Origin of the sequence: Stenotrophomonas sp. 2694 (assembly GCF_040548715.1) — a bacterium.
Taxonomy (GTDB): domain Bacteria; phylum Pseudomonadota; class Gammaproteobacteria; order Xanthomonadales; family Xanthomonadaceae; genus Stenotrophomonas; species Stenotrophomonas indicatrix.
On the sequence record NZ_JBEPSG010000003.1, the window covers coordinates 142,680 to 167,829 of the forward strand.

Consider the following 25,150-nt stretch of genomic DNA (forward strand, 5'->3'; position numbering starts at 1 on the left):
TACCGGCTCAGGGCGCGCCGCCCGCCTTCACCGGTGCGGCCCAGCTCGATACATCGTGCACGTTCAGCGGCTGCCAGACCTGCATCGCCGAGACTTCGGCAATGGCCTGGCCACGGTGGCGGGCCAGCCATTCCTGCTCGCGGCGTACGCCTGTTTCATCGCTCTGCGCACGTAGCGCATGCAGCAGTACCACGTGCGCCTGCACCGGCTCGCTGCCATCGAGCATCGGCTCGATCAGGGCCCGCGCAGCGTCCGGCCGTTGCCTCTGCAGTTCGCCCATCGCCGCAACCACGCGCATCCATTTACCGACCATCGGGCTGCGCTGAGCGCGCAGCAGCGCCTCGTTGGCATGCAGCCAGGCTTCGGCAACATCGGTCTGTCCCTGCCGCTGAGCCAGATAGACAAGGGCCAGCCACTGCAGGCTGCGGGCCTGCTGCATGGGATCGTCGCGATCTTCCAGCAGCGGCTGCAGCTGCGCTGCGATGGCCTGCAGTTCGGCTTTGTCGCCCGCCGCGCACAACGTGGTCACGCTGGCGTGCTGCAATCGCTGCTGTACCTGCATGTCCGCAAGCTCAGGTGCCGGTGCGTCCGCGCGCACGGCCGCCTGCATCGACGCGCAATCACCTTGGTCGGCAGCCAGCAGCAGCTGTGCACGCAGCCGCATCCGCTGCGCCAGCGCATCTCCGGTGCGCAGCTTCACAAGCAGCTGGCCGGCCTGTACGTAACGGCGCTGCGCCACAAATACATCGACGCCGGTGTCATCGGGATCATCGCGGCCGCGCAGCCCTTGTGCCTGCATCAGCGTTTCGGCGGCCAGCTGCGGTTGGTTGTGGGCGATCTGGATGCGTGCCAACTGCACCATCGGATACAGCCGCAGCGGATCCTGCGGTACGGACGCCGCATGTGCGTAGGATTCGGCTTCGCTGAAACGATTGTCCTGCAACAGAAGCCAGGACGTATTGGACAGCCCGGCGAAGGAATCGGGATAGACCTTGGCCAGCGTCCGCCATTGCTCCAGGGCCCAGCCGCCCGGTTCCAGTTCTTCCTGCCAGGCCTTCAGGTACAGGCGCTCGCGCGGTGGCAGGCGTTCCTGCTGGGCGAGCGCATGCTGCATCGCCTCGCGGGCCTGCCGCCCTTCTTCGGTGCGCGCCAGCAGCTTGGCCACGCCCATGTAGGCCAGCGCGAAACCGGGGTCGATGTCGATCGCAGCCTGGTAGAGATTGCGTGCTTCCTCGAAGCGGCGCTGGCCCAGGGCATTCTCGGCCAGGGCATAGGCGCGCAGAGCACGCAGGTCACGGGTAGAGGCTTTCGGCAGCGGCAAGGACTGCTCCAGGCTGGCCACCGATTCGCCCAGGCCACGGCGCAGACGACCGACGACATCGTCCACCGCGAACATCATCTGGTCGGGGCCTTCGGCGGCGACGGTGAAGCTGCGCACCACCTGCCCGCTGCCGGGGGCCACCACGTCGATTCCCAGCTGATAGCCCCCTGCCTTGGGGCGTACGGTCGGCAGCAGGACCGCTCGAGCGCCTTCGCGCATGGCCACATCGATCGCTGCACCGCGATTCAAGCGGGTATCGCCGGACAAGCGCGCCATTTCCAGGCTTTCGCGGATCTTGCCTTCGGACAGCACATTCACGTAGCGCGACTGTTCCAGTGCGATCAGGATCGCATGGCGTGTCGATTCATCGAACACCGGCTCACCGGTGAAATTTTCAAGGTCGGCCAGCACCACCCAATCGCGCTCTGAGAATGCGATGGCTGGCTCCGGGCGCAGCAGGAACCAGCCCCCCACCACCACAGACGCCAGGATCAGGCTTTCCGCCAGCAATACCACCGGCTGCCGCCACAACGGAAGATCACGCCGTGCCTTGGCGTTGGCGCGCGGCGGGCGCAGCGGAGCAAAGCCGATCTCGCCAACTTCAATCACTTCCTGGACGGTCGGCATGCCTTTGAACCGCCAACGCCCGTGCGACTTCCATAGCAAGCGTTGGCCACGCTCGCCCAAGGCATCCGTGGCGCGGCGGGTCAGTGATTCGGCAACTGCCGACATCAGGATCTGGCCTGGGCGCGCCAGGGTCATCAGGCGCGCGGCCATCGGCTTGGCCAGGCCTTCGACTTCCATCGACTTGGCGCCGACCTTGACCGCTTCGGGACTGTTTTCCCAGGTCAGCACATCACCCACATGCAGGCCCGCTCGTGCGCGCAGCTCGACCCTGCGTTGCTCGCCCAGTGCCTGCAGGTCGCGCTGGTAATCCAGTGCAAAACCGAGCGCATCCACCGGGCGTTCGAACAGCAGGAACAGACCGTCGGAACGGTCGATCAACTGCCCATTCCAGCGATGCTGCAACACCAGCACCAGACGGTCGTGCTCCTGGAACAGGGTGGCTGCGGCAGCATCGCCGATACGCTCCACCAGTTGCAGCGAATCACACAGGTCGGTGAACAGCAGCGCCCGCAGCTGGGCGTTATGCGGGGCCGACGTTCCGTTGTCGCCATTCATCGCCAGGATCTCCGCTCAGTGTCCATCCGGGCCATTGGCCCACCGCAGGCAGTTGCCGCCTGCGCGCTTGGCTTGGTACAGCGCACGATCGGCGCGAGCGTACCACTCGCTCCAGTCCGCGTCAGGGGCCAGCAGGCTGGCACCGATGCTGGCCAGGCTGACGTGCGGGGTGCCATGGCTGCGCTCGAGCAGGCCGTGCACCGCGCTGAGGATGAATTCAGCCGCGTGCTGCACGATCTCGACATTGGCCCGGCGCAGGATCAGGCAGAACTCGTCGCCGCCCAGGCGGCAGGCCAGGTCATGTTCGCCGGCCATCGAGCGCAGGATGTTGCCCATGCTCTGCAGCACCCGGTCGCCGGCCTGGTGACCGTGGCGGTCGTTGATCTGCTTGAAGCGGTCACAGTCGATCAGCAGCAGCGCCTGCGGCGGCCCCTCTTCCTGCGTGCGGCATTCCTGCAGGAACAGGGCCAGGCCACGGCGGTTGTGCAGGCCGGTCAGTTCGTCGGTGCGCACCAGCTCACGCGTGTGGGTCAGCTGGTGGGTGGTGATGTACAGGTTGTCCAGCGCGGCTTCCAGGTCATGGTTGCGCCGCCGCAGTTGGCTGATCAGGGCCTGCTCGTTGGTCAGCACACGCAGGATCGTGCGCCGTAGGAAGTAGGCCACCAGCCCCGGGTCGGACTCGACCAGGCGATGGAAATCAGCCGGTCCCAGCTCCAGCACGTGACAGTCGGCCATCACCCGCGCGCTGGCGCTGCGCGGATGGTCGCCCATCAACAGGCCGAGCTCACCGAAGAACTCATGCCGGCCGAGTGTCTTGAGCACCAGGTCCTCGCCGAAATCCAGCTCGATCAGGCCTTCCAGGATGATGTACATGCACTCGCCGCGATGGCCGCGGTGGAACAGCCACTGGCCCGCCTGCAGCCGGCAGGGCTGGGCAAACCGGGCAAACAGGGCGACCTCTTCGTCGGAAAGCAGCGCATGCACGATCTCGGCCATCGCCACCTTGGCGATACCGGTTGTCGTGTCGATGTTCTCGGCCGCACCCCTGCCGGTCATTCCCTGCACCCGCCGCCAGCGTCCCCTGGTGAGCCGCGGAGCATATCAGTGAATCAAACTGTGCGCCGCTTCTCATTTTTGTGAAGACGCGGTGCCCCGCCCTGCATGGCTCAACCGTGCCCATTCACATGCGTTGGGCGCAGGAAGAAAGAAAGCCATATCAATAGCTTGCGGTGACCGCGACGCCGATTGTCGCAGCAGCCGCAGATACAACAACGCCGGCAGATCCCCCGATCTGCCGGCGTCGTCTGGCCCTTCCCTGGCCACCCTGATCAGTCCGAGCCCTGGTCGTGCCGGCCGCTGGCCGACAGCATCAAGGACTGCGGGAACACAGAAGGTTGCCGACCAGCGGCCGGCACGACCGGATCACGCAGCCCGTTCGCTGCGCTCGCCATGGAACTGCTCTTCCTCGGTCGAACCGGTCAGCGCCGTGGTCGAGGACTGCCCCTGCTGGATCGCCTGGGTCACCGCATCGAAGTAGCCGGTGCCGACTTCGCGCTGGTGCTTGACCGCGGTGAAGCCGCGCTCGGCCGCTTCGAACTCGGCTTCCTGCAGCTCCACGAAGGCGCTCATCTGCCGGCGCGCATAGCCGTGGGCCAGATTGAACATGCCGTAGTTCAGCGCGTGGAAACCGGCCAGGGTGATGAACTGGAACTTGTAGCCGTAGCTGCCCAGCTCCTTCTGGAACCTGGCAATGGTGGCGTCGTCCAGGTTCTTCTTCCAGTTGAAGCTGGGCGAGCAGTTGTAGGCCAGCAGCTTGCCGGGGAACTTCGCGTGGATCGCCTCGGCGAACTTCCGCGCGAATTCCAGGTCCGGCTTGCCGGTCTCGCACCACACCAGGTCGGCATACGGTGCGTAGGCCAGGCCGCGGCTGATGGCCTGGTCCAGGCCGTTGCGGGTCTTGTAGAAGCCCTCCACGGTGCGCTCGCCGGTGGCGAACGGTTTATCGTTGCCATCGATGTCGCTGGTCAGCAGATCAGCCGCCTCGGCGTCGGTACGCGCCACCAGCAGGGTCGGTACGCCCAGCACGTCGGCGGCCAGGCGCGCGGCGTTGAGCTTCTCGATCGCCTCGCGGGTCGGCACCAGCACCTTGCCACCCATGTGCCCGCACTTCTTCACCGAGGCCAGCTGGTCTTCGAAGTGCACGCCGGCAGCACCGGCTTCGATCATCGCCTTCATCAGCTCGAAGGCGTTGAGCACGCCGCCGAAACCGGCTTCGGCGTCGGCCACGATCGGCTGCAGGAAGTCGATGTCATCCTTGCCTTCGGCATGGTGCAGCTGGTCGGCACGCAGCAGCGTGTTGTTGATGCGCTTGACCACCGCCGGTACCGAATCGGCCGGGTACAACGACTGGTCCGGGTACATCTGCCCGGCCAGGTTGGCATCGGCCGCCACCTGCCAGCCGGACAGGTAGATCGCCTTCAGCCCGGCCTTCACCTGCTGCATGGCCTGGTTGCCGGTCAGCGCGCCGAGCGCGTTGACGAAGTCGCGCTCATGCAGCGACTTCCACAGCTTTTCCGCGCCCAGCCGGGCCAGCGAATGCTCGATATGGACGGTGCCACGCAGGCGCACCACGTCGGCGGCGCTGTAGTTGCGCTGGATGCCTTCCCAGCGCGGATTGGTGTCCCAGTCGTGCTGGATCTGTTCGGCAGTGGGCAGCGTGCTCATGTCTATCTCCAGTTCGGTTCGTGCGGATGCAGCGGGGAAGGAAGCGGCGGGAAAACCGGCATGCAGCGGTCAGTCGATGCGCGCGTACGCCGGCAGGGTCAGGAAGTCGGTCAGTTCGTTGCTGCGGCTCAACTCGGCCAGCAGGGTGATGGCTTCTTCGATGCGGCCGCCGCCTGGCAGCGCCGAGGTGTCGCCGAGGCGCGCCGGCAGCTGCGCCAGGGTGGTATCGAGCAGCGCCAGATCGATGGCAGTGCCGTCGTCCAGCTGCTGGCCCGGGGTATGCAGCCACTGCCACAGCTGGCTGCGGCTGATCTCGGCGGTGGCCGCATCCTCCATCAGGTGGTGGATCGGCACGCAGCCGTTGCCATCCAGCCATGCAGCCAGGTAGCGCACGCAGACTTCGACATTGCCTTCGAAGCCAGCGCGGGTGATCGTGCCCGGCGGCCGCGCGATCAGTTCATCGCGACCCACGCGCACATCCTGGCGCAGCACGTGATGCTGGTTGGGCGTGGGCATGTGCTCGTCGAAGATCGCCATCGCCACCGGAATCAGTGCCGGATGGGCGACCCACGTGCCATCGTGGCCAGCGCTCACTTCGCGCAGCTTGTCGGCACGCACCCGCGCCATCGCCTGCTCGTTGGCGGCGGCATCGTTGTTGATCGGAATCTGCGCGGCCATGCCGCCCATCGCATGTGCGCCGCGGCGATGGCAGGTCTGGATCAGCAGTTCCGAATACGCCTTCAGGAACGGCTGGGTCATGGTCACCTGGCCACGCTCGGGCAGCACGCGGTCAGCGTGGCGGCGGAAGGTCTTCAGGTACGAGAAGATGTAATCCCAGCGCCCGCAGTTGAGGCCGACGATGCGATCGCGCAGGGCGTGCAGGATCTCATCCATCTCGAACACTGCCGGCAGCGTTTCGATCAGCACGGTCACCTTGATCTGCCCGTGCGGCAGGCCGAGCATGCCTTCGATGTGCGACAGCGCGGTCTCCCAAAGCGCCGCCTCTTCCATGCTCTGCAGCTTCGGCAGGTAGAAGTACGGGCCGCGGTCCCTGGACTGCAGCGCGCGCGCATTGTGGAAGGCAAAGACCGCCGCATCGAACAGGCCGCCGGCGAGGAACTGGCCATCCACGCGCACATGCTTTTCGTCCAGGTGCCAGCCGCGCGGACGCACGATCAGCACCGCCTGCTCCTCATAAGGGCGCAGTGCGTAGTGCTTGCCATTGGGTGCGGTGTACTGCAGGTCGCCGCGCACCGCAGCGGCCAGCGACTGCTGACCGGCCAGCAGGTTGCGCCAGGTCGGCGAGGTCGAATCCTCGAAGTCGGCCATGAACACCTTGGCGCCGGAGTTCAGCGCGTTGATGACCATCTTCGGGTCGGTCGGGCCGGTGATCTCGACGCGACGGTCCTGCAGCGCGGCCGGCAGCGGCGCCACGGTCCAGTCACCGCTGCGGATCGCGGTGGTGTCCTGGCGGAAGTCCGGCAGGCCGCCCTGGTCGAAGAATGCCTGGCGCTCGCGACGGGCCTGCAGCCGCGCCTGCCGGCCGGGTTCCACTGCCCGGTGCAGGGACACCAGCAGGGCCAGCAAGGGCGCCGGCAGCACGGTGGCCTGGCCCGCCACCTGGGTCGCCAGGGCAATGCCCGGCGTGGCCTTTGCGGTGGTGGAGGGAACAGCGGAAGCGACGGCGGACATGGCAGAACTCCAGCGTGGGGAACGACTCCACCGTGCGGCCGCAGCCCTGTATTTGGCAAAACAGTTTTTGCAATGCTTTACATAACTTGTGCTAATACTTGTGACGCCATGACCACGCGCACCCCGCCAAGTCCTCGTTTTTCCTACAAATCCGATCGGCTGAAGCCGCTGCGCGCGTTCTGCCAGACGGTGCGCCTGGGCTCAGTCTCACGGGCGGCTGAGGCACTTTTCGTCAGTCAACCGGCCATCAGCCTGCAGTTGCAGGCGCTGGAGCGTGAGTTGGGGGTACCGCTGTTCGAGCGCAGCGGCCGGCGCCTGGTGCCCAGTCGCGAGGGCCAGCTGCTGTATGAAATGGCGCAGCCGCTGGTGGAGAGCCTGGACGGTCTGGAAGCGCGCTTCCGCGACAAGGTGCGCGGGCTGGACGCGGGCGAGCTGAACATCGCTGCCAACAGCTCGACCATCCTGTACCTGCTGCCGAAGATCGTCGAACGCTTCCGCCAGCATTACCCCGACGTACGCCTGACCCTGCACAACGCCATCAGCGCCGACGGCACCGACCTGCTGCGCGAGGATGCCGCCGACCTGGCGATCGGCTCGATGACCGATGTACCGGCTGACCTCAGCTATGCGCCGGCCTACCGTTTCGAACAGGTGCTGATCGCCCCGCATGACCATCCGCTGGCCAGCGGTGGCGAGCTGGAACTGGCCGACATCGCCCGTTATCCGCTGGTGCTGCCGCCGAAACGGCAGATCACCTACCGGCTGGTGGACCAGGTGTTCCAGCGCCACCGCATCGCCTACACCGTTGCGCTGGAGGTGGGCGGCTGGGAGGTGATCAAGCAGTACGTGGCGATGGGCATGGGTATTTCCATCGTGCCGGCGCTGTGCCTGAACGATGCCGACCGCGAACGGTTGGCCGCACGGTCGATGAAGCGCTGGTTCCCGGAGCGGAGTTACGGGGTGATCGTGCGGCGCGGCAAGGCGCTGTCGGCGCAGGCGCGGGCGTTCATCGAGCTGATCCAGCCAGAGTTGTTCAGCCCGCGCGATTACGACCAGAGCGGGCATTCGGAGCGGTGAGGGGTTGTCGGCAGGGCTGCGCCCTGCACCTGCCGAATCAACGGCAACGGCAACGGCAACGGCAACGGCAGAGGCAACGGCAACGGCAACGGCAACGTCAAAGGCAACAGCGGGGATTCCGTGGGATGGCGGGGCGGTGTGAGTGGGCAGGACACGCCGTAAACCCGTCCTTGGGGGCTCGATGGCGCCATCCATGGCGCCAACGGTCCTGCCCACCCACACCGCCCCACCTCTGACAGATTTCCGCGATCTGTCGGAACGGCATGGCCTGCTCTTGGTGGGTGTCGACCTTGGTCGACACGGTTGATCCACGTCATGCGTGGATGACGATTCCCGGCGTCGGGCTGGATAGACTGCATCCATGTCCATCGAACTTCGCCACCTGCGCTACTTCCTTGCCGTTGCCGATACCCTGCACTTCGGCCAGGCGGCCGAGCGGTTGGGGATGTCGCAGCCGCCGCTCAGCCAGCAGATCCGGCAGCTGGAGGAACTGATCGGTGCGCGCCTGTTCGTGCGCAGCCATCGGCGTGTGCAGCTGACCGCTGCAGGGGAACTGCTGCAGGAACGTGCGCGCAGCATCGTGCAGCAGGTGGAATCGGCGGTGGATGAAGTGCAGCGCGCGCAGCGTGGCGAGCAGGGTGAGCTGCGTATCGGCCTGACCCGGGCCACGCCGCTGTCACCGCAGATTCCGCGTTCGATCCTGCAGTACCGCCAGCAGTATCCGCAGGTGCGGCTGCAGCTGAGCGAGATGAACACCCTGCAGCAGATCGATGCGCTGCTCGATGGCAGCCTGGATGTGGGCATCATCCGCAAGCGCACGCTGCCGGCCGAGCTGGTGGCGCACAGCCTGTTCGTCGATCCACTGGCGTTGATCGTGCATGCCGACCACCCTGCCCTGCGTCGCCTGTCGAAAGGCGGCACGCTGGCGTTGCGTGATCTGGCGCAGGAACCGTTCGTGGCGTTCCGCCGCAGCGCCGGGGCGGGCATCCATGACCACATGATCGCGCTGTGCGCGGCAGCGGGTTTCACCCCGCGCATCGTGCAGGAAGCCGGTGAGGCTTCAACGCTGATCAGCCTGGCCGCTGCGGGACTGGGTGCGGCGATCCTGCCTTCGTCGTGCGACCACATCCGGGTGGAAGGTGCGCGCTTCGTGCCGCTGGCCGATGCCGGCGCGCATTCGGAAGTGCAATTGGCGTGGCGCCGCGAGGGGGTGACGCCGTTGATCCGCAATTTCGCCGGGCTGCTGCGCGACGCGTTTGCGGAGGGGTGAGGTGCATCGCGCCCGGTAGTGGCCAACCTTGGTTGGCCCAGGGCCACAACGCCGACCAAGGTCGGCATCTACCAGGGCAGGATCAGGCGGTCACCGGCTGCGGCGCGCGCTGCTGCAGCGCCCACACGATGCCACCTCCGATCAGGGTCAGCAGCGCGGCGAACGCGCACACGCCCAGCCAGTCCCACGCGGCATAGGCCAGACCACCCACGCCGCCCAGCACGCTCGAGCCCAGGTAGTAGGCAAACAGGTACAGCGCCGAAGCTTCCGCACGCATCGAGCCGGCACGGCTGCCGACCCAGCTGCTGGCCACCGAATGGCCACCGAAGAAACCGAAGGTCACCAGCGCGATGCCCACTGCCATCGCCGGCAGCCACGGCATCGCCAGCAGCACGATGCCGGCGGCGATCAGGCCGAAGGAGATCGCCAGGATGCGACCGCGCCCATGGCGCGTGGCCTGCTGGCCCATCCACGCCGAACTGAAGGTGCCGACCAGATACACGCTGAAGATCAACCCGACCACGGTCTGGCTGAGGTGGTACGGCGGCGCCAGCAGGTGATAGCCGAGGTAGTTGTAGAGGGTGACGAACACACCCATCAGCACGAACGAGGTCGCGAACAGCCACGGCAGGCCGGGATCGGCGAACAGCGTGCGCCAGCGCGCGGGCAGCTGGCGCAGGCCACTGCGACTGGCCTGGAAGTGGCGCGACGGTGGCAGCTGCAGCCACAGCAGCACGGTGCTGGCCATGGCGATGATCGAGACCACGCCGATGCCCCAGCGCCAGCCCCAGTGGTCGGCGATGATGCCGGCCAGCAGGCGCCCGCTCATGCCACCGATGGCGTTGCCGCCGATGTACAGGCCCATCGCCAGGCCCAGCGCGCGGCTGTCCATCTCTTCCACCAGGTAGGTCATCGCCACCGCTGGCACGCCGCTCAACGCCAGCCCCAGCAGGGTGCGCAGCACCAGCAGGGTGGCCCAGTCGTCGACCAGTGCGGTGCACAGCGACAGCGTGGCCGAGGCCAGCAACGCAACGATCATCAGCGGGCGCCGGCCGACCGCATCGGACAGCAGGCCCGCCAGCAGCATGGCCACGGCCAGGGTGCCGGTGGTCAGCGACAGCGACATCGCGCTGCCGGCAGCAGACACACCGAAGTGGCGACTGAACTCGGGCAGCAGTGGCTGCACCGTGTACAGCAGGCCGAAGGTCGAAAAGCCAGCCAAAAACAGCGCCAGCGCGGTGCGGCGGAAGGCCGGCGTCCCCTGCTGGATGCGGGTGTCGACGGGAGCGTGGTCAGTACGGGGACGGTCGGCGAGGGCCGCCGGGGTATCGCCAGTCATGGGAGCGGTGGGCCGTGGGGGCGGCCGGATTGGAGGGGACGGGTCCCAGACTAGGCCCGTCCATCCAGTCGATCCATAACCTGATAGGTCATGATTGATACTTCTGGCATATCGATAAGCTTACAGCCGCTGCCACTCGAAGCCGTCGCCACGGCGGTAGTACACCGCCACTGCGCGGCCATAGATCTTGTCCGCATCGACGAAGCCGAAGAAGCGACCGTCGAAGCTGTTGCCACGATGGTCGCCCAGCACCAGCACCTTGCCGGCGGGCACCTGCAGATCCGCGATGTCCGGGCCACCGCCGCTGTCCAGATCGAGGCTGGCGCGGCGCTCACCGAAAGCTTCGGTGTCGGCCAGGTCGGCGATCTGCAGCGGCTGGCCGTTGATGCTCAGGTGGCCATCGCGCAGCTGCACGTGGTCGCCGGCCACGGCGGCGACGCGCTTGATCAGGCGGGTGCCATCGGCCGGCGAATCGAACACCGCCACCTCACCACGCTGCGGCGTGCCGGTAGCCAGCAGCTCCTGGCTGGTGAACGGCAGGCGCAGGCCGTAGGCGCGCATGTCCACCACCACCCGGTCACCCGGTTGCAGCGTCGGCTGCATCGAACCGCTGGGCACGACATAGTGGTTGGCGAGGGTGTCGCGAGCGGCAGCGAGCAGGCCCAGCATCACCAGCAGCGGCAGTGCCTCCTTCTTCAGCCAGGTGAGCGCGCGCTCTGGGAACGGCGGACGGGCTACAGCATCCATGTCAGGCTCCGGGTGGTGGGTGGGCATCAGACCGCAAGGGCAGGCGTGAGGTTCCCGCGCATCATGCCGGTCTCCATGCCCGTGCCGATCAACGGTCGGCAGCCACCGGGTGCATTCCGCCCGGACGTTATGAAGGTTTTACGCCCGGGCCGGGCACTGGGCATCGCACCTTTACGGCCCCCACGCGCATCGTGTGCCTACCGCGCCGCAGGGCGCTTTGCGCAAGGTGTTGTATGACCCTCCTGGTGATCCGGCATGCGTCGCCGTCGGTGCCGCGTCCGCTGCTGCCGGCCGAGTTGTCCGGCCATACGGTGCTGTGCACCGACTGCGCCAGCCTGGCCGATGTGCGCCAGTGTCTGTGCCAGCCGCAGGCGCGCACCGCGGACTGGGTGCTGCTTGATGTCGGCGTCGCCGACGAGGCGCAATGGTGTGCCGAGGGCGGTGCGCTGCAGGCGGCGCTGGACGGTCTGCCGGCGGAGTACATCGAACTGCAGTCGCCGCACCAGCCCGGTCTGGAAGCGCGCCTGCGCCTGCAGCACGGCCCGGCCGCCGTGGTGGTCGACCAGCGCAGCCAGCAGGCGGGCTATCCGCTGTCATTGGCCATCGTCAGCCGTCGCCTGGCACGGGAGGGCTGAGCCATGTCGATCTTCATCATCCGTGGCCCGGAAGCGGCGGGCGCGTTGATCCGCACCGCCGCGCCGCTGCCGGCGCCGGTACTGAAATCACTGGTGCACCGTGCGATCGATGCGGGCACCAGCGTGGCGATCCGCGCCTGCGGTTCGGAACAGGAACTGCTGGACGCGCTGCGCGTGGCCGACCACAGCCGTGGCGAGGTGACGCTGCTGGATCCGGGCGCATGTGCCGACAGCCTGCGCCTGCAGCGGCTGCTGCCCTACCTGCACAACGCGTACGTGGAAGTGCATGACGATGGCGCGGTGGCCGAGCCGTGCCTGCCGGCCGGTGTTGGCCAGCGCCTGGGCATCGCCGCCGGGTACGGCGCGCAGAGCTATGTACTGGCGCTGGATATCGCGCTGGATCACCTGGGGTTGGCCGAGCAGGCGAACCGGGTGCATGTAGGGACGTGATGGCCGGGCTGAGGCCGGCCCCCGGGGGTAGTGCCGGCCGCTGGCCGGCAACCTCAACAACAACAGCAACAACAGCAACAGCAGAGGCTGGCATTGCGTGGGATGGCGGGGTGGGTCCGGTTGCGGGGGACGCTGCAAGTACGTCCATGTAAGCTCGATCGCGCCATCCATGGCGCTCACGCCCCCGCAACCGGCCCCACCCCGCCTTCGACACATTTCCGCGATCTGTCGGAATGGCATGACCTGCTCTTGATGGGTGTCGATCTTGGTCGACACATGGATCCACGCCATGCGTGGATGAGCGACACAACGAAAAACGGCGGGGTTGCCCCCGCCGTTTTGTTTTTCGTACTTCAGGCCGAGCTTACTTCAGGCCGCGGAACTTCAGCAGCGGCTCCACCGACGGGTCCTTGCCGCGGAAATCGCGGTACAGGGTCGACAGCTCCACGCTGTTGCCGCGCGAGAGGATCTTGTCGCGGAATTCCTGGCCGTTGGCGGCGGTCAGGCCACCGTGTTCGGTGAACCACTGGTAGGCGTCATGGTCCAGCACTTCCGCCCAGAAGTAGGCGTAGTAGCCGGCCGAGTAACCGCCACCCCAGATGTGGTCGAAGTAGGTGGTGCGGTAACGCGGCGGCACTTGCGGCAGATCGACCTTGAACTTCTTCAGCGCGCTCGCTTCGAAGGCGCCGACGTCCTGCAGCGGGGCATCGGCCTTCTGCGTGTGCCAGGCCAGGTCGAGCAGTGCCGCCGACAGGTACTCGGTGGTCGCATAGCCCTGGTTGAAGCTGCGCGCCTTGAGGATCTTGTCGACCAGTTCCTGCGGCATCGCTTCGCCGGTCTTGTAGTGCTTGGCGTAGTTGGCGAACACCTTCGGGTCCAGCGCCCAGTGCTCGTTGAACTGCGACGGGAACTCGACGAAATCGCGCGAGGTGGCGGTGCCAGCGATCGACGGGTACTTCACGTTCGAGAACATGCCATGCAGTGCATGGCCGAACTCATGGAACATCGTGGTGACGTCGTCGAAGCTGATCAGCGCAGGCTGGCCAGCGGCCGGCTTGGTGAAGTTGCAGACGTTGTAGACCACCGGCTTGGCACCGGTCAGGCCGTCCTGTTCGACGAATACGTCCATCCAGGCGCCACCGGACTTGCTGTCACGCTTGAAGTAGTCGGTGTAGAACAGGGCCAGCGAGGTGCCGTCCTTGTCGAACACTTCGTACACCTTCATGTCCGGGTTGTAGGTCGGAATGTCGGTGCGCGGCTTGAAGGTGATGCCGTACAGCTGGGTGGCGGCGTAGAAGACGCCGTTCTGCAGCACGTTGTCCAGCTCGAAGTACGGCTTGATCTGCGACTCGTCCAGATCGTACTTGGCCTTGCGCACCTGCTCGGCGTAGAAATCCCAATCCGAGGCGGCCACCTGGAAACCACCCTTCTGGGCGTCGATCACCTTCTGGATCTCACCGGCTTCGGCACGCGCCTTGGCGGTGGCGGCAGGCACGGTGTCGGTCAGCAGCTTCAGTGCGGCCGCCGGGGTCTTGGCCATCTGGTCGCCCAGCTGGTAGTCGGCGAAGGTGTCGAAGCCGAGCAGCTTGGCCTTCTGCGCACGCAGCTGGGCCAGGCGCTGCACGGTCTGCCGGGTGTCGTTGGCATCGCCACGCTCGGCACGGGTTTCCGAAGCCTTCAGCACGGCGGCGCGCTGGTCGCGGTCGGTCAGCGAACCGAGCACCGGCTGCTGGGTGGTGTTCTGCAGCGGCAGCAGGAACTTGCCATCCAGCTTGCGGTCCTTGGCGGCGGCGGCGGCATTGTTGACCGCGCCCTCGTCCAGGCCGGCCAGCTTGGCCTTGTCGTCCACCACGACCGCAGCAGCGGCGGTTGCAGCCACCAGGCGGGTGTGGAACTGGGTGGACAGCGTGGTTTCTTCCACGTTTAGCTTGCGCAGGCTCGCCTTGTCGGCGTCGGACAGCTGCGCGCCGGCGCGCACCAGGCCGTCGTAGTAGTGCTCGACCAGGCGCTTCTGCACCGGATCCAGGCCCAGCGTCTCACGCTGGTCGTACAGCGACTTCACGCGCGCGAACAGCTTCGGATCGAGGTTGATCTCGTCCTGGTGCGCGGCCAGCTTCGGCGCCACTTCTTCCTGGATCTTCTGGCGGGCATCGTTGGTGTCGGCCTGGACCAGGCCGAAGAAGATGCGCGACACGCGGGTCAGGGTCTCGCCGCTGCGCTCCATCGCCACGATGGTGTTGTCGAAGGTGGCCGGCTCGGCGCTGTCGGCGATCTTGCGCACGTCGGCCAGATGCTGGCGCATGCCTTCTTCGAAGGCCGGCAGGTAATCGCTGTCCTTGATCTTGTCGAACGGCGGTGCCTGGAACGGCAGGCTGCTGGCGGTCAGCAGCGGATTGGTGGAGGCTTCGGCCGGCTGCTGGGCCGGTGCATTCTGGGCTTCGGACACGGGGGTGGACTCCTTGCCGGAACAGGCCGCCAGCGCCAGGCTGATGGCGGCGGCCAGGACTACGGTACGCGACATGTAAAACGCTCCTTGGGCAGACGGTACGGGATGGCAGCCGTCCACCCTACTCCTGTCACGGGCGCCCGGCATGTGCCGGACGTGGCGTCTGCGCTGCCAGCAGCGGCTGGCTCAGACCGTGCCGCGGGTCTTGCCGATCCAGGGCCGGTAGAACTCGCGGATGGTCGCCATGTCTGCGGCATCATCGCCGGTCGGCGTGAACAGCGGGCCGATGCCGATGGTCTTTTCCGGGTAGTGGAAATACGCGGCCAGGATCGGCACGTCGGCCATCCGCGCAATCTTCAGGAAGCCAGCCTTCCAGTCCTTCACGGCCTTGCGGGTGCCCTCGGGGGTGATGGCGAACCACATCTTCTCGTTGTTGCGCAGCAGGTCCACGGCCTGGCCGACAGTGCCCTGCGGCGAGCTGCGATCCAGCGGGATCACGCCCAGCTTGTGCAGCAGCGGGCCCAGTGGCCACCAGAACAGCGAGGCCTTGCCCAGCACCTTCACTTTCATGCCCAGTGCGATCTTGGCGGCCATGCCCCACAGCCCGTCCCAGTTGGACGAATGCGGAGCGATGATGAAGACCAGCCTGGGAACGTTCGGCAGCGTGCCGGTCACTTTCCAGCCGCCCATGCGCAGCGTGCAGCGCGCCAGCCAGCGCAGGAAACGGTTGGGCTTGACCTGCGGCATGTTCGGCGGAATGGCCGGCAGCAACGGCGTCGGGTTGTTCAAGCAATCACTCCCAGTCACGTGATGAGCGCCCGCGCTTGATCTGCGCGCGCCCGCGTTTGGCGTCCAGACGACGCAGTTTCGACCCGAAGGTCGGCTTGGTGGCCTTGCGTGGTTTGGGCACGCTCAGCCCGGCCTGGATGAAGGCCGCCAGCCGCTCGCGCGCATCCTCGCGATTGCGATCCTGGGTGCGGAAACGCTGCGCGTCGATGACCAGCACGCCTTCGCCGGTCATGCGCCGGTCGCGCCGCGCCAACAGGCGCTCGCGTAGCGGCTCGGGCAACGAGGGCGAACCGGCCACGTCGAAACGCAGTTCCACCGCGGTGGAGACCTTGTTGACGTTCTGGCCGCCGGCACCACTGGCACGCACGAAACGCTCGACGATTTCGCCGTCGGGGATTTCAAGCTGCGCGCTGATGATGACCGGTCCACTGCCCATCCGCGCATTGTAGCGGCAGCCGCGTTGCCGTGGCTGCCATCACGCCCCGTATGCCGCCGATCAGGCACCGAACACGCCGCCTTCGCCTTTGCCGGGGGTATGCTTGCCATCCCGTGTACTGCAGGACGCTCCGCATGATCCGCTTCGTTCCCTCCCTGTTGCGCCGCGCGACCCTGCTGCTGGTGCTGGCCGCAGCAAGCGCGCCGGTGCTGGCCGCAGCCCCCACCGATGGCGACATCAACCGCCTGCTGTCGGCCTCGCGTGCGCAGAGCATGATCGACACCATGCTGCCGCAGATCGAAGCGATGCAGCAGCAGCAGTTCCAGCAGGTCGCCGCACAGCGCAAGCTCAACGCCCAGCAGCAGGAACAGCTGCAGCGCATCCAGGCCCGTACCAGCCAGACCCTGCGCCAGGCACTGTCGTGGCAGCAGCTGCGGCCGATGTACGTGGACCTGTACAAGAAGACCTTCAGCAAGGAAGACGTGCTGGCCATGGCCGAGTTCTACGAGAGCCCGGCCGGCCAGAGCCTGCTCGACAAGACCCCGGCGCTGATGCAGAACGTGATGGTGGCGATCCAGACGCGCATGCAGCCGCTGTTCGCCGATCTGCAGAAGGATCTGGAAGCGATCGTCAACGAGCCGGAAAAGAAGTAAGACGGTAGCGCCGGGCCATGCCCGGCGAGCGCGAAGCGCGGCCGTTTCATCGCAGAAGCCGCCGGGCATGGCCCGGCGCTACCGCTACGGAGCCTGCCAGCCGAACAGGTCCAGCGCCTTCTGGAATTCACCGTCGACCGGCGCGCGCACATCCACCGTGCCACCATCCGGATGCGGAAAGCGCAGGCGCTCGGCGTGCAGCAGCATGCGGTGCACACCCTGCATGCGGAAGTTGCGGTTGTGCCGGCCATCACCATGGCTGGTATCACCGATCAGGTGATGTGACAGGTGCTTGAGATGGCGGCGGATCTGCCGGAAGCGCCCGGTCAGCGGCTGGCAGCGCAGCAGTGCATAGCGCGAGCTGGTGAACTCGCCCACCGGTACCGACAGTTCGCCGGTAGCCAGGCGCTGGAAGTCGGTGACCGCCGGCTTCTTCACCGGCTTGCCGGGACCGCCATCCAGATCGTGGTCGACCTGCCAGGCCTCCTCGGCCGGCCAGCCGCGGCAGATGGCCAGGTAATCCTTGCTCACCTCGCCGCCCATCAACGACTTGCCCAGCGCACTGGCCGTATCACGGTCGAAGGCCAGCAACAGGCAGCCGCTGGTGGCGCGATCCAGGCGATGGACCAGGAAGATCGGCCGGCCCAGCTGCTCGCGCAGGCGATCGGCGAGGAAATCATCTTCGCCACGGGCCAGCTTGCTGTCATGGACCATCAGCCCGGCCGGCTTGTTGACCACGGCCAGTCGTTCATCCAGGTGCAGCAGCTGCAGGGGCGCGGTTTCAGTCTCGACCGCGGCGAGGGTGTCAGGTTCGGTACTCACCGCGCGATTATCCGGATGACGCGCTGAACAGGGTAGTGCCGGCCGCTGGCCGGCAACGTCGAGGTCGCCCGATGACTGCGGTTGCCGGCCAGCGGCCGGCACTACCGCACCAGGCCAGCGACCCGCGCTACCGGGGTGACGCCCGGTCAGGTGTTGCGCAGCGCCAGCAGTTCGCCATTGCCCACCGGCACCAGGCTGGTGGTGAACGCCGCATCGGCGGCCAGCAGGGCGCGCAGCGGCGCCATCTCACCGGCATGCGAGGTGGCGTTGTCGACCACCAGCAGGCCGCCGGGGCGCAGTACCCGACGCAGCTGCGGCCACCAGCCCGCGTACTGCCCGCGATCCGAATCCAGGAACAGCAGGTCGATGCAGCCCTGCTCGGCCTGCGCCAGCCACTGACCGGCATCACCGTGGACCAGGTTGATGCGCTCGCCCAATCCACTGCGGGCGAAATTCGCGCGGGCCATCGCCACCTTGTCGGCAGCGAACTCCAGCGTGGTCACCTGGCCATCGATCGCGGCCGCCGCTTCGGCCAGCCACAGCGTGGAATAACCGTTGGACGTACCGATCTCCAGCACGCGGCGGGCGTTGCCGAAACGCACCAGCACCGACAGCAGTTCACCGGTGTCGGCGGTGATGTTGAGCATGCGCCGACCGCGCTCGGTTTCGCACGCATCGTTGTCGCTGCCGAACTGCGCGAGCTCCTGTTTGAGCGCGCTCAGCGCATCCATCATCGCCACCACGCACGCGCCAGTGCGAACGCTCCAACCGCACCGGACACCCAGCTCCACGCCGGCACGTCGCCCCAGTACCAGCCCGGCGGCTGCAGCACGTACATCAATGCGGCGATCGCCAGCAGGCCGACGCCGGTGATCGCACCGACCGCATGCTTCTGCAGGCGCTGCACGCTGGCATCCAGCGCAACCAGATCGCGCGAGCGCATCGCCAGCTCATGGCGACCTTCCACCTGCTGGGTCAGCCAGGCGTGCACCAGGCGCGGCATGTCCGGCGCATGGGTCATGATTTCCGGCAGGCGCTTGCCGATCTCGCGCACCACGCGACGCGGGCTGTAGCGCTCGCGCAGGATCTTCGCCAGCACCGGTTTGGCCACGGCCCAGATGTCGATCTGCGGGTCCAGCTGGCGGCCGACGCCCTCGATGTTGAGCAGGGTCTTCTGCAGCAGGATCAACTGCGGCTGCAGGGTCAGCTGGTAGCGCTGGGCCACGCGGAACAGCTTCATCAGCACTTCGGCCAGCGAGATCTGCGACAGCGGGCGGGTGAAGTACGGCTCGCACACCGAACGCACTGCCGCTTCCAGATCATCGATGCGCACGTTGTCGGGCATCCAGCGCGCCTGCACGTGTAGTTCGGCGATGCGGCGGTAGTCGCGGTTGAAGATGGCCATGAAATTCTCGGCCAGGTAATACTGATCTTCCTGCGAGAGCTGGCCCATGATGCCGAAGTCCAGCGCGATGAAGCGCGGGTTGTCGCGGCGTGCCGGATCGATGTCGACCCAGATGTTGCCGGCGTGCGCGTCGGCATGGAAGAAGTTGTCGCGGAACACCTGGGTGTAGAACACCCGCACGCCTTTGGCGGCCAGCGCCTTGCGGTCGATGCCGGCCTTGTCCAGCGCTGCGATGTCATCGGAGGGGATGCCCCATACGCGTTCCAGGGTCAGTGCGCGCTCGGCGGTATGGCTCCAGATCACTTCCGGTACGTACAGGTCGTCGGAGTTCTCCCAGAAACGGCGCAGCACGCTGGCATTGGCGCCTTCGCGCTGCAGGTCCAGCTCGGCGGCCAGGGTGTTCTCCACCTCGGCCACCACTTCGCGCGGGCGGATCTTGTCGGCGCGCGGATGGGTGCGCTCGACCAGCGTCGCCAGCGAGTTGAGCAGGGCGATGTCAGCGTCGATCTGTTTTTCGATGCCCGGGCGCAGCACCTTGACCACCACCTGGCGGCCGTCGGCCAGGGTGGCCGCGTGCACCTGCGCGATCGACGCCGAGGCCAGTGGCTCGGTATCGAAACTGGCGAAGGCTTCGCTGACCGGAAGGCCCAGCGCCTCCTCGACGATGCGGCGTGCGGTCTCGCCGTCGAAGGGCTTGACCCGATCCTGCAGCAGGGTCAGCTCATTGGCCACGTCCGGCGGCACCAGGTCGCGGCGGGTGGACAGGATCTGACCGAACTTCACGAAGATCGGCCCCAGGTCCTGCAGCGCCAGGCGCAGGCGTGCACCCCGCGACTGTGCCGCGATGGCGGCCGATGCGCGCGGCACGAACGGCTTGGCCAGGCGCAGCCAGCGCTCGGCCGGGGTGCCCTGCAGCAGGTCGTCGAGGCGGTAACGCAGGATCACCCGGCCGATGCGGCTGGCCCGCAGCAGCGCCTTCATGCGGCACCCCGCAGGCGCTGCACGCGTGCGCCGAGGCGCTCGACATCGTCGCGCAGCACGTCCACGTCATCGTGGAAGGCATCCAGCTCGGCACGTGGCACCACGTCGCGCGATTCCTCGGTGATGAATTCAGCGGCGCTGTGGGCAAGGTCGATCGCCCCCTGGCGGGCATGCTGCAGGGCGCTGCGCAGGGTGTTGGCCACCTGTACGCCCAGCACGTCACCGAACACGCTGACGAACGGCTGCTGCCAGTCCGGATCGAAGCCCTTGGCCAGCTGCTGCAGGCGGCGCGCCAGCTCGGCATCGCCGGCCACGCGTACGCGCCCCTTGCCGTTGTCAGCGCCCTGGCGGGCACGCGCCAGCAGCGGCAGCTGTGCCAGCACGCCGGCCAGGCTGCTGCGCACGGCCAGGTCGGCTTCCTGCGCATCCACCGGGCCGACACGCAACTGGTCACCGTCGACGCTGATGCGCATTGCCAGCGGCGGCGCGTCCAGGGTCAGGTCGATATGGCGACCGTCGAGGCTGGCCAGTGCGTGGCGGGTATCCGGATCCAGCGCCAGCGCGCGGTTCAGGGCGATCTGCAGGGCACGGCCAGCGACCGGCTTGAGGGACTTGAGCAGGGAAAGAGCCATGTGCGCATTCTACCTGCGTGGGTGGGGGGCTTGGGCCGGGCTACCGCCCGGCACCCGCAGACGCAACGGCAACATCAAAAGCCGAAGCAACAGCAACAGCGGGCATTCCGTGGGGAGGCGGGGGGGGGGGGGGGGGGGGGGGGGGGGCCCGTTCCCCCCGCCCCCCCCCCCCCCCCCCCCCCCGGGCCCCCCCCCCCCCCCCCCCCCCCCCCACCCCGCCTTCGACAGGTTCCTGCTGCTGTTGGTGGGTGTCGACCTTGGTCGACACGGTAGATCCACGCCATGCGTGGATGGATTTCTGGTTCATCTGTGCCTCACGCGGAAGGCCGATGAAGGTTCATGCTATGGAGCCACGCAACGCACAGGACATCGCATTTCCATGGCACGGACACGGGTTGGCATCATCTTCGGTGGCAGGTCTTCCGAACACGAAGTTTCGCTGCAGTCGGCGAAGAACATTCTCGACGCGCTCGACCGCGAGCGCTTCGAACCGGTGCTGATCGGCATCGACAAGCAGGGCCAGTGGCACCTGAGCCAGCCGGACACCTTCCTGCTCAATGCCGAGGATCCGGCGCGCATCGCCCTGCATCCTTCCGGTACCGCGCTGGCGGTTCTGCCCGGCACCGAGCAGGCTCAGCTGCAACCGACCGATGCGGGCAGCGCGCTGGGGCAGATCGATGTAGTGCTGCCGATCGTGCACGGTCCGCTGGGCGAGGACGGCGCGCTGCAGGGCCTGCTGCGCATGGCCAACCTGCCCTTCGTCGGCTCGCCGGTACTGGGTTCGGCGGTAGCCATGGACAAGGATGTAACCAAGCGCCTGCTGCGCGATGCCGGCCTGCAGGTGGCGCCGTGGGTCTGCATCCGCCGCCATGAAGCCGATACGGTCGATGTCGATGCCCTGATCGCGGCACTCGGCCTGCCGCTGTTCGTGAAGCCGGCCAACCAGGGCTCATCGGTGGGCGTGAGCAAGGTCAAGGACGCCGACGGTTTCGCCGAGGCATTGCAGACTGCGCTGCGCTACGACCACAAGGTTCTAGTGGAATCGGCCGTGGTCGGCCGCGAGATCGAATGCGCGGTGCTCGGCAACGAGCAGCCGCAGGCCAGCATCTGTGGCGAGGTGGTGCTGCACGACGAGTTCTACGCCTACGACACCAAGTACATCAACGAAGATGGCGCCGAAGTGGTGGTGCCGGCCGCGATCGACGCGGCGACGCAGGCGCGTATCCAGGACATCGCGCTTCAGGCGTACCAGGTACTGGAATGCGCCGGCATGGCGCGCGTGGATGTGTTCCTGACCGCGGATGGTCGGATCGTCATCAACGAGGTCAACACGCTGCCCGGCTTCACCCGCATCAGCATGTATCCGAAGCTGTGGGGCGCCAGTGGCGTGGGCTACACGGCGCTGATCACGCGCCTGATCGAACTGGCGATGGAGCGGCACGACGCCGATCGCCGATTGCACAGCGCGGTGCGCTGACCGCGCTTCGGCAGTGCCGGCCGCCAGTCGGCAACCCCGGGTAATCGAGGTTGCCGGCCAGCGGCCGGCACTACTGCTCAAGCGGTCATGTGCGCTTGCGGAACATCGAGATCACCGCCAGCACCAGGAACACCACGAACAGGATCCAGGCGATGTTGCTGGCGGCACCGGCGATGCCGGAGAAACCGAGCACGGCGGCGATGATGGCGATGACAAAGAAGATGACGGCGTAATGCAGCATGGTGCTCCTCGCAGGTGGTCGGCCATGTGTGGCGTTGTGTCCATCCTGCGCATCTGCCGGTGTGCAACCGGTGATGGCGATCTCTGCGCGTAATGAAGGCTTCAGCGCGGTGATGCCGCCGTCATGATGCGGCCTTCAGTCGTCGCAGCCCTTCTTCGATGCTGACCTGCGGCACGTAGCCGAAATCACGGCGCGCCGGCTCCATGCTGTACCAGTGCGGCGTGCACAGCTGCTCGGCCAGGAAGCGCGTCAGCGGCGGCTCGCCACGCAGGCGCAGCAGCGGCCACAGCCGCTCGCAGATCGCGCCGATCCGATACGCCGTCTTGAAGCTGATCGCCTTGTCCACGGTTGGAGCGCCCACCGCCTGCAGCAGCTTGTTGACCAGCTCGCGCATCGGCAGCGGCTCGCCATTGGAAATGAAGTACGCCTTGCCGGCGCAGGCCGCGCCCGGTGCCAGCGCCTCGAAGGCGAGGAAATGGGCCAGCGCGGCGTTGTCGATGTACGTGGTATCGACCTTGTTGTTGCCATCGCCCACCAGGCGCAAACGCCCAGCACGTGCACGATCGGCCAGGCGTGGCACCAGCTGCTGGTCGCCCGGGCCCCAGATCAACCGCGGACGCAACGCCACAGTAGCCAGGGTCGCGTCATTGGCCGCCAGCACGCGCTGTTCGGCAATCGCCTTGGTCGCCGCGTACGGCGCCTGGAAATCCTCGCCATACGGCACTTCGTCCGCACCCAGTCCTTCCACCGGGTGCGTGGCGCGGTGGGTCACGCTGGGCGTGGAGGTGTAGACCAGCCTGCCGATGCCATGCGCACGGCAGGCGGCGATGACGTTGTCGGTGCCGACCACGTTGGCCTGGTGGTAGCTGTCATAGCTGCCCCACGCACCCGCCTTGGCGCCGTTGTGGAACACCGCATCGACGCCGGCCACCGCATGCAGCACCGCCTGCGGATCGGCCAGGTCACCGCGGATCTGGCCCACGCCCAGCGCCTGCAGTTCCGGGTAGTGGCTGCGGTTGAACGCCAGCACCTGGTGGCCACGTTCGACCAGGCCACGGCACAGCGCCTGGCCAAGAAAACCACCACCACCGGTGACCAGGATCTTCATGCGCGCTTCTCCAGTTCGGCGCGTGCCCAGACGGCGAGCTTCTCGCGGCCGATCTTGGCGTTGTGACGGATATCGACGGGGAACGCCGGATGCATCAGCACGTGTTCCAGCTTCATCTCGGGCAGACGCGCCGCGGCCGTGGCATGCAGCGCCTCGCGCAGAGCAGGGCTGTCGGACTGGCCACGCTGCAGCTCCACGCACAGCACCGGCACCTGCGCACCGGCCGCGCCGACACCCACCAGCGCAGTGCGTGCCACGCCCGGTACGGTGTTGAACACCGGCTCGACCTGTTCGGTGTACAGCGGTCCGTGGGCGGTTTCCACGCGATGGGTCTTGCGGCCACAGAACCACAGCCGTCCCTGCGCATCGAAGTAGCCGACATCGCCCATGCGATGCACGATGCGGACGCTGCCATCGGCCAGGGTTTCGCTGATCTTCGCCGCCGCCGTCGCCTGCGGACGGTTGAAATAACTGTCGGTGGCGGTCGGTCCGGCCACGGTGATCTCACCGATCTCGCCCACGGCCAGTACGCGCGCCTGCGACCAGTCCGGCAGCGGCGCATCGTCGATGGCGATGATGCGCACCTCGTTCGGTGCGACCACGCTGCCGACGCAGGTGCCGGCACCGCCCTCGGTGGCCGCGCGCGTACGCTCCAGCTCGCGCCCCTCGACCACCGCCACCGGCAGGCACTCGGTGGCCCCATACGGTGTCCAGAACTGGGCATCGGCCGGCAGCAGGCTGCGGATGGTGGCAACCACGTCCGGCGGCACCGGCGCACCGGCCGAGGTCACCCGGGTCACCGTCGGCAACGGCCGCCCGTGCCGCGCCAGCACCCGCATCAACGCAGGCGAGCCAAACAGCTGGGTCACGCCGAAACGCTGGATGGCGTCATGCAGGCGCGCCGGGTCGGCCTGGGCCGGCCGGGTCGGGTCCATGTCCGGAATCACCGAGGTCAGGCCCAGTGCCGGATCGAACAGCGCAAACGGCGGGAAGGTCGGCAGGTCCACCCCACCCGCCTCCATGCCGAAGGCGCTGCCCAGCAGCTCGATCTGGCCGACGAAGTGGCGGTGGCGGTAGACCACGCCCTTGGGCACGCCGGTGGAGCCGCTGGTGAACAGGATCGCCGCCGTGTCCTCGCCATCGGTGTCGGCCAGCATCGGGCCACTGTTGGCGCCGGCACGCTCCAGCGCGGCCAGCGTGGTACCGCCCCAGCCCAGGCGGCGGCCGACGGTCACCAGGCGGGTCGCCGAAGGCGCCCAGCGCAGCGCCAGCCGCGCCACGTGGGCCAGCGGGATGCCGATGAAGGCCTGCGGCTGTGCCTCGTCCAGGCACTGCTTCAGCGCGCGCTTGTCGATGCCCGGATCGACCAGCACCGGCACCGCGCCCAGCTTGAACAGGGCGAACATCAACAGGAAGAACTCCGGCGACGGCCGCACCATCACCACCGTGCGAACCCCGCGGCCGATACCGTAACCGGCCAGGCCGGCCGCCATCGCATCGCTGCGGGCGTCCAGCTGGCGGTAATCCAGGGTCACGTCGTAGGCCGCCATGCCGTTGCCGGCGCCGCGGCGGCCGGGGCAGCGGATGGCGATCTGGTCGGGGCGTTCACGCGCCAGCTCGGGCAGCCGCGCGGCGATGTTGCAGGATCGGTTCATCCGTTCATTGTCGCCGCTTACGGAATTTCTTGCGCGGCGGCCGCCAGCGTGGAAAATCCGCATCCTCG

At 67.3% G+C, this 25,150-nt stretch carries 22 protein-coding genes; 6 read left to right on the forward strand and 16 right to left on the reverse strand.

What is annotated here, in order from left to right; genetic code table 11:
- Positions 1-7: 7 nt before the first annotated feature.
- From ABIA73_RS05590 to aceB, 4 genes are all read right to left on the reverse strand, one after another.
- Positions 8-2,503 carry a putative peptide modification system cyclase gene (locus ABIA73_RS05590; RefSeq protein WP_354275529.1) on the reverse strand — a complete coding sequence of 832 codons (2,496 nt, stop codon included), beginning with the start codon at positions 2,501-2,503 and terminating at the stop codon, positions 8-10.
- Positions 2,504-2,518: 15 nt separating this feature from the next.
- Positions 2,519-3,559, reverse strand: coding sequence for a GGDEF domain-containing protein (locus ABIA73_RS05595; RefSeq protein ID WP_025875806.1), 1,041 nt, complete (start codon positions 3,557-3,559; stop codon positions 2,519-2,521).
- A gap of 366 nt (positions 3,560-3,925) precedes the next feature.
- Entirely contained in the window at positions 3,926-5,227 is a 1,302-nt protein-coding gene (aceA, locus tag ABIA73_RS05600; RefSeq protein ID WP_025875808.1) for an isocitrate lyase, read from the reverse strand.
- A 69-nt stretch (positions 5,228-5,296) separates the two neighbouring features.
- Entirely contained in the window at positions 5,297-6,919 is a 1,623-nt protein-coding gene (gene aceB, locus ABIA73_RS05605) for a malate synthase A (RefSeq protein WP_354275530.1), read from the reverse strand.
- Positions 6,920-7,027: 108 nt separating this feature from the next.
- Between aceB and ABIA73_RS05610 the strand changes: the two genes are divergently transcribed.
- A complete protein-coding gene (locus ABIA73_RS05610; protein ID WP_033832747.1) occupies positions 7,028-7,996 on the forward strand; it encodes a LysR family transcriptional regulator in 969 nt (322 codons plus the stop codon).
- Positions 7,997-8,357: 361 nt separating this feature from the next.
- Complete coding sequence (locus ABIA73_RS05615) at positions 8,358-9,266, forward strand: LysR family transcriptional regulator (RefSeq protein ID WP_025875814.1); 909 nt, start codon at positions 8,358-8,360, stop codon at positions 9,264-9,266.
- Between the two features lie 82 nt (positions 9,267-9,348).
- Here ABIA73_RS05615 and ABIA73_RS05620 read toward each other — a convergent pair whose 3' ends face one another.
- Both ABIA73_RS05620 and lepB read right to left on the reverse strand, forming a co-directional pair.
- Positions 9,349-10,605 (reverse strand): MFS transporter, encoded by a 1,257-nt coding sequence (locus ABIA73_RS05620; RefSeq protein WP_093820806.1) that lies wholly within the window; start codon positions 10,603-10,605, stop codon positions 9,349-9,351.
- 120 nt (positions 10,606-10,725) lie between these two features.
- A complete protein-coding gene (gene lepB, locus ABIA73_RS05625) occupies positions 10,726-11,352 on the reverse strand; it encodes a signal peptidase I (RefSeq protein ID WP_025875818.1) in 627 nt (208 codons plus the stop codon).
- Between the two features lie 233 nt (positions 11,353-11,585).
- Here lepB and ABIA73_RS05630 point away from each other — a divergent pair, with 233 nt between their 5' ends.
- Both ABIA73_RS05630 and ABIA73_RS05635 read left to right on the forward strand, forming a co-directional pair.
- Positions 11,586-11,987, forward strand: a complete 402-nt coding sequence (locus ABIA73_RS05630) for a hypothetical protein (RefSeq protein ID WP_025875820.1) — start codon at positions 11,586-11,588, stop codon at positions 11,985-11,987.
- A gap of 3 nt (positions 11,988-11,990) precedes the next feature.
- Positions 11,991-12,437: a hypothetical protein gene (locus tag ABIA73_RS05635; RefSeq protein ID WP_025875822.1), complete on the forward strand. Its 447-nt coding sequence runs from the start codon at positions 11,991-11,993 to the stop codon at positions 12,435-12,437.
- A 364-nt stretch (positions 12,438-12,801) separates the two neighbouring features.
- Here ABIA73_RS05635 and dcp read toward each other — a convergent pair whose 3' ends face one another.
- The 3 genes from dcp to arfB all read right to left on the reverse strand — a co-directional run bounded on the left by dcp (position 12,802) and on the right by arfB (position 16,108).
- A complete protein-coding gene (gene dcp / locus ABIA73_RS05640) occupies positions 12,802-14,958 on the reverse strand; it encodes a peptidyl-dipeptidase Dcp (protein WP_025875824.1) in 2,157 nt (718 codons plus the stop codon).
- 111 nt (positions 14,959-15,069) lie between these two features.
- Positions 15,070-15,672 (reverse strand): lysophospholipid acyltransferase family protein, encoded by a 603-nt coding sequence (locus ABIA73_RS05645; RefSeq protein ID WP_025875827.1) that lies wholly within the window; start codon positions 15,670-15,672, stop codon positions 15,070-15,072.
- A gap of 4 nt (positions 15,673-15,676) precedes the next feature.
- Positions 15,677-16,108, reverse strand: a complete 432-nt coding sequence (gene arfB / locus ABIA73_RS05650; RefSeq protein WP_025875829.1) for an alternative ribosome rescue aminoacyl-tRNA hydrolase ArfB — start codon at positions 16,106-16,108, stop codon at positions 15,677-15,679.
- A 134-nt stretch (positions 16,109-16,242) separates the two neighbouring features.
- On the opposite strand from arfB, the gene ABIA73_RS05655 reads away from it, so the two are divergent.
- On the forward strand, positions 16,243-16,761 hold the full coding sequence (locus ABIA73_RS05655) for a DUF2059 domain-containing protein (protein ID WP_032978115.1): 519 nt from the start codon (positions 16,243-16,245) through the stop codon (positions 16,759-16,761).
- 84 nt (positions 16,762-16,845) lie between these two features.
- On the opposite strand, the gene ABIA73_RS05660 is transcribed toward ABIA73_RS05655, so the two are convergent.
- The 4 genes from ABIA73_RS05660 to ABIA73_RS05675 form a co-directional block, all read right to left on the reverse strand.
- Positions 16,846-17,583, reverse strand: coding sequence for a pseudouridine synthase (locus ABIA73_RS05660; RefSeq protein WP_025875833.1), 738 nt, complete (start codon positions 17,581-17,583; stop codon positions 16,846-16,848).
- Between the two features lie 146 nt (positions 17,584-17,729).
- On the reverse strand, positions 17,730-18,314 hold the full coding sequence (locus ABIA73_RS05665) for an O-methyltransferase (protein ID WP_425478804.1): 585 nt from the start codon (positions 18,312-18,314) through the stop codon (positions 17,730-17,732).
- On the reverse strand, positions 18,314-19,969 hold the full coding sequence (gene ubiB / locus ABIA73_RS05670) for a ubiquinone biosynthesis regulatory protein kinase UbiB (RefSeq protein WP_033832742.1): 1,656 nt from the start codon (positions 19,967-19,969) through the stop codon (positions 18,314-18,316). Before ubiB ends, ABIA73_RS05665 begins: the two co-directional genes overlap by 1 nt.
- Positions 19,966-20,601 (reverse strand): ubiquinone biosynthesis accessory factor UbiJ, encoded by a 636-nt coding sequence (locus tag ABIA73_RS05675; protein WP_025875838.1) that lies wholly within the window; start codon positions 20,599-20,601, stop codon positions 19,966-19,968. The genes ubiB and ABIA73_RS05675 overlap by 4 nt, the downstream gene beginning before the upstream one ends.
- A 379-nt stretch (positions 20,602-20,980) precedes the next feature.
- Between ABIA73_RS05675 and ddlA the strand changes: the two genes are divergently transcribed.
- Positions 20,981-22,078, forward strand: a complete 1,098-nt coding sequence (gene ddlA / locus ABIA73_RS05680) for a D-alanine--D-alanine ligase (protein WP_025875840.1) — start codon at positions 20,981-20,983, stop codon at positions 22,076-22,078.
- Between the two features lie 85 nt (positions 22,079-22,163).
- On the opposite strand, the gene ABIA73_RS05685 is transcribed toward ddlA, so the two are convergent.
- From ABIA73_RS05685 to oleC, 3 genes are all read right to left on the reverse strand, one after another.
- The gene (locus ABIA73_RS05685; protein ID WP_025875842.1) at positions 22,164-22,319 is read right to left on the reverse strand and encodes a DUF1328 domain-containing protein; all 156 of its coding nucleotides are present in this window, start codon (positions 22,317-22,319) and stop codon (positions 22,164-22,166) included.
- Between the two features lie 121 nt (positions 22,320-22,440).
- A complete protein-coding gene (gene oleD / locus ABIA73_RS05690) occupies positions 22,441-23,427 on the reverse strand; it encodes a 2-alkyl-3-oxoalkanoate reductase (protein ID WP_105163252.1) in 987 nt (328 codons plus the stop codon).
- Positions 23,424-25,082 (reverse strand): olefin beta-lactone synthetase, encoded by a 1,659-nt coding sequence (gene oleC / locus ABIA73_RS05695; protein ID WP_080150330.1) that lies wholly within the window; start codon positions 25,080-25,082, stop codon positions 23,424-23,426. Before oleC ends, oleD begins: the two co-directional genes overlap by 4 nt.
- Between the last annotated feature and the right edge of the window lie 68 nt (positions 25,083-25,150).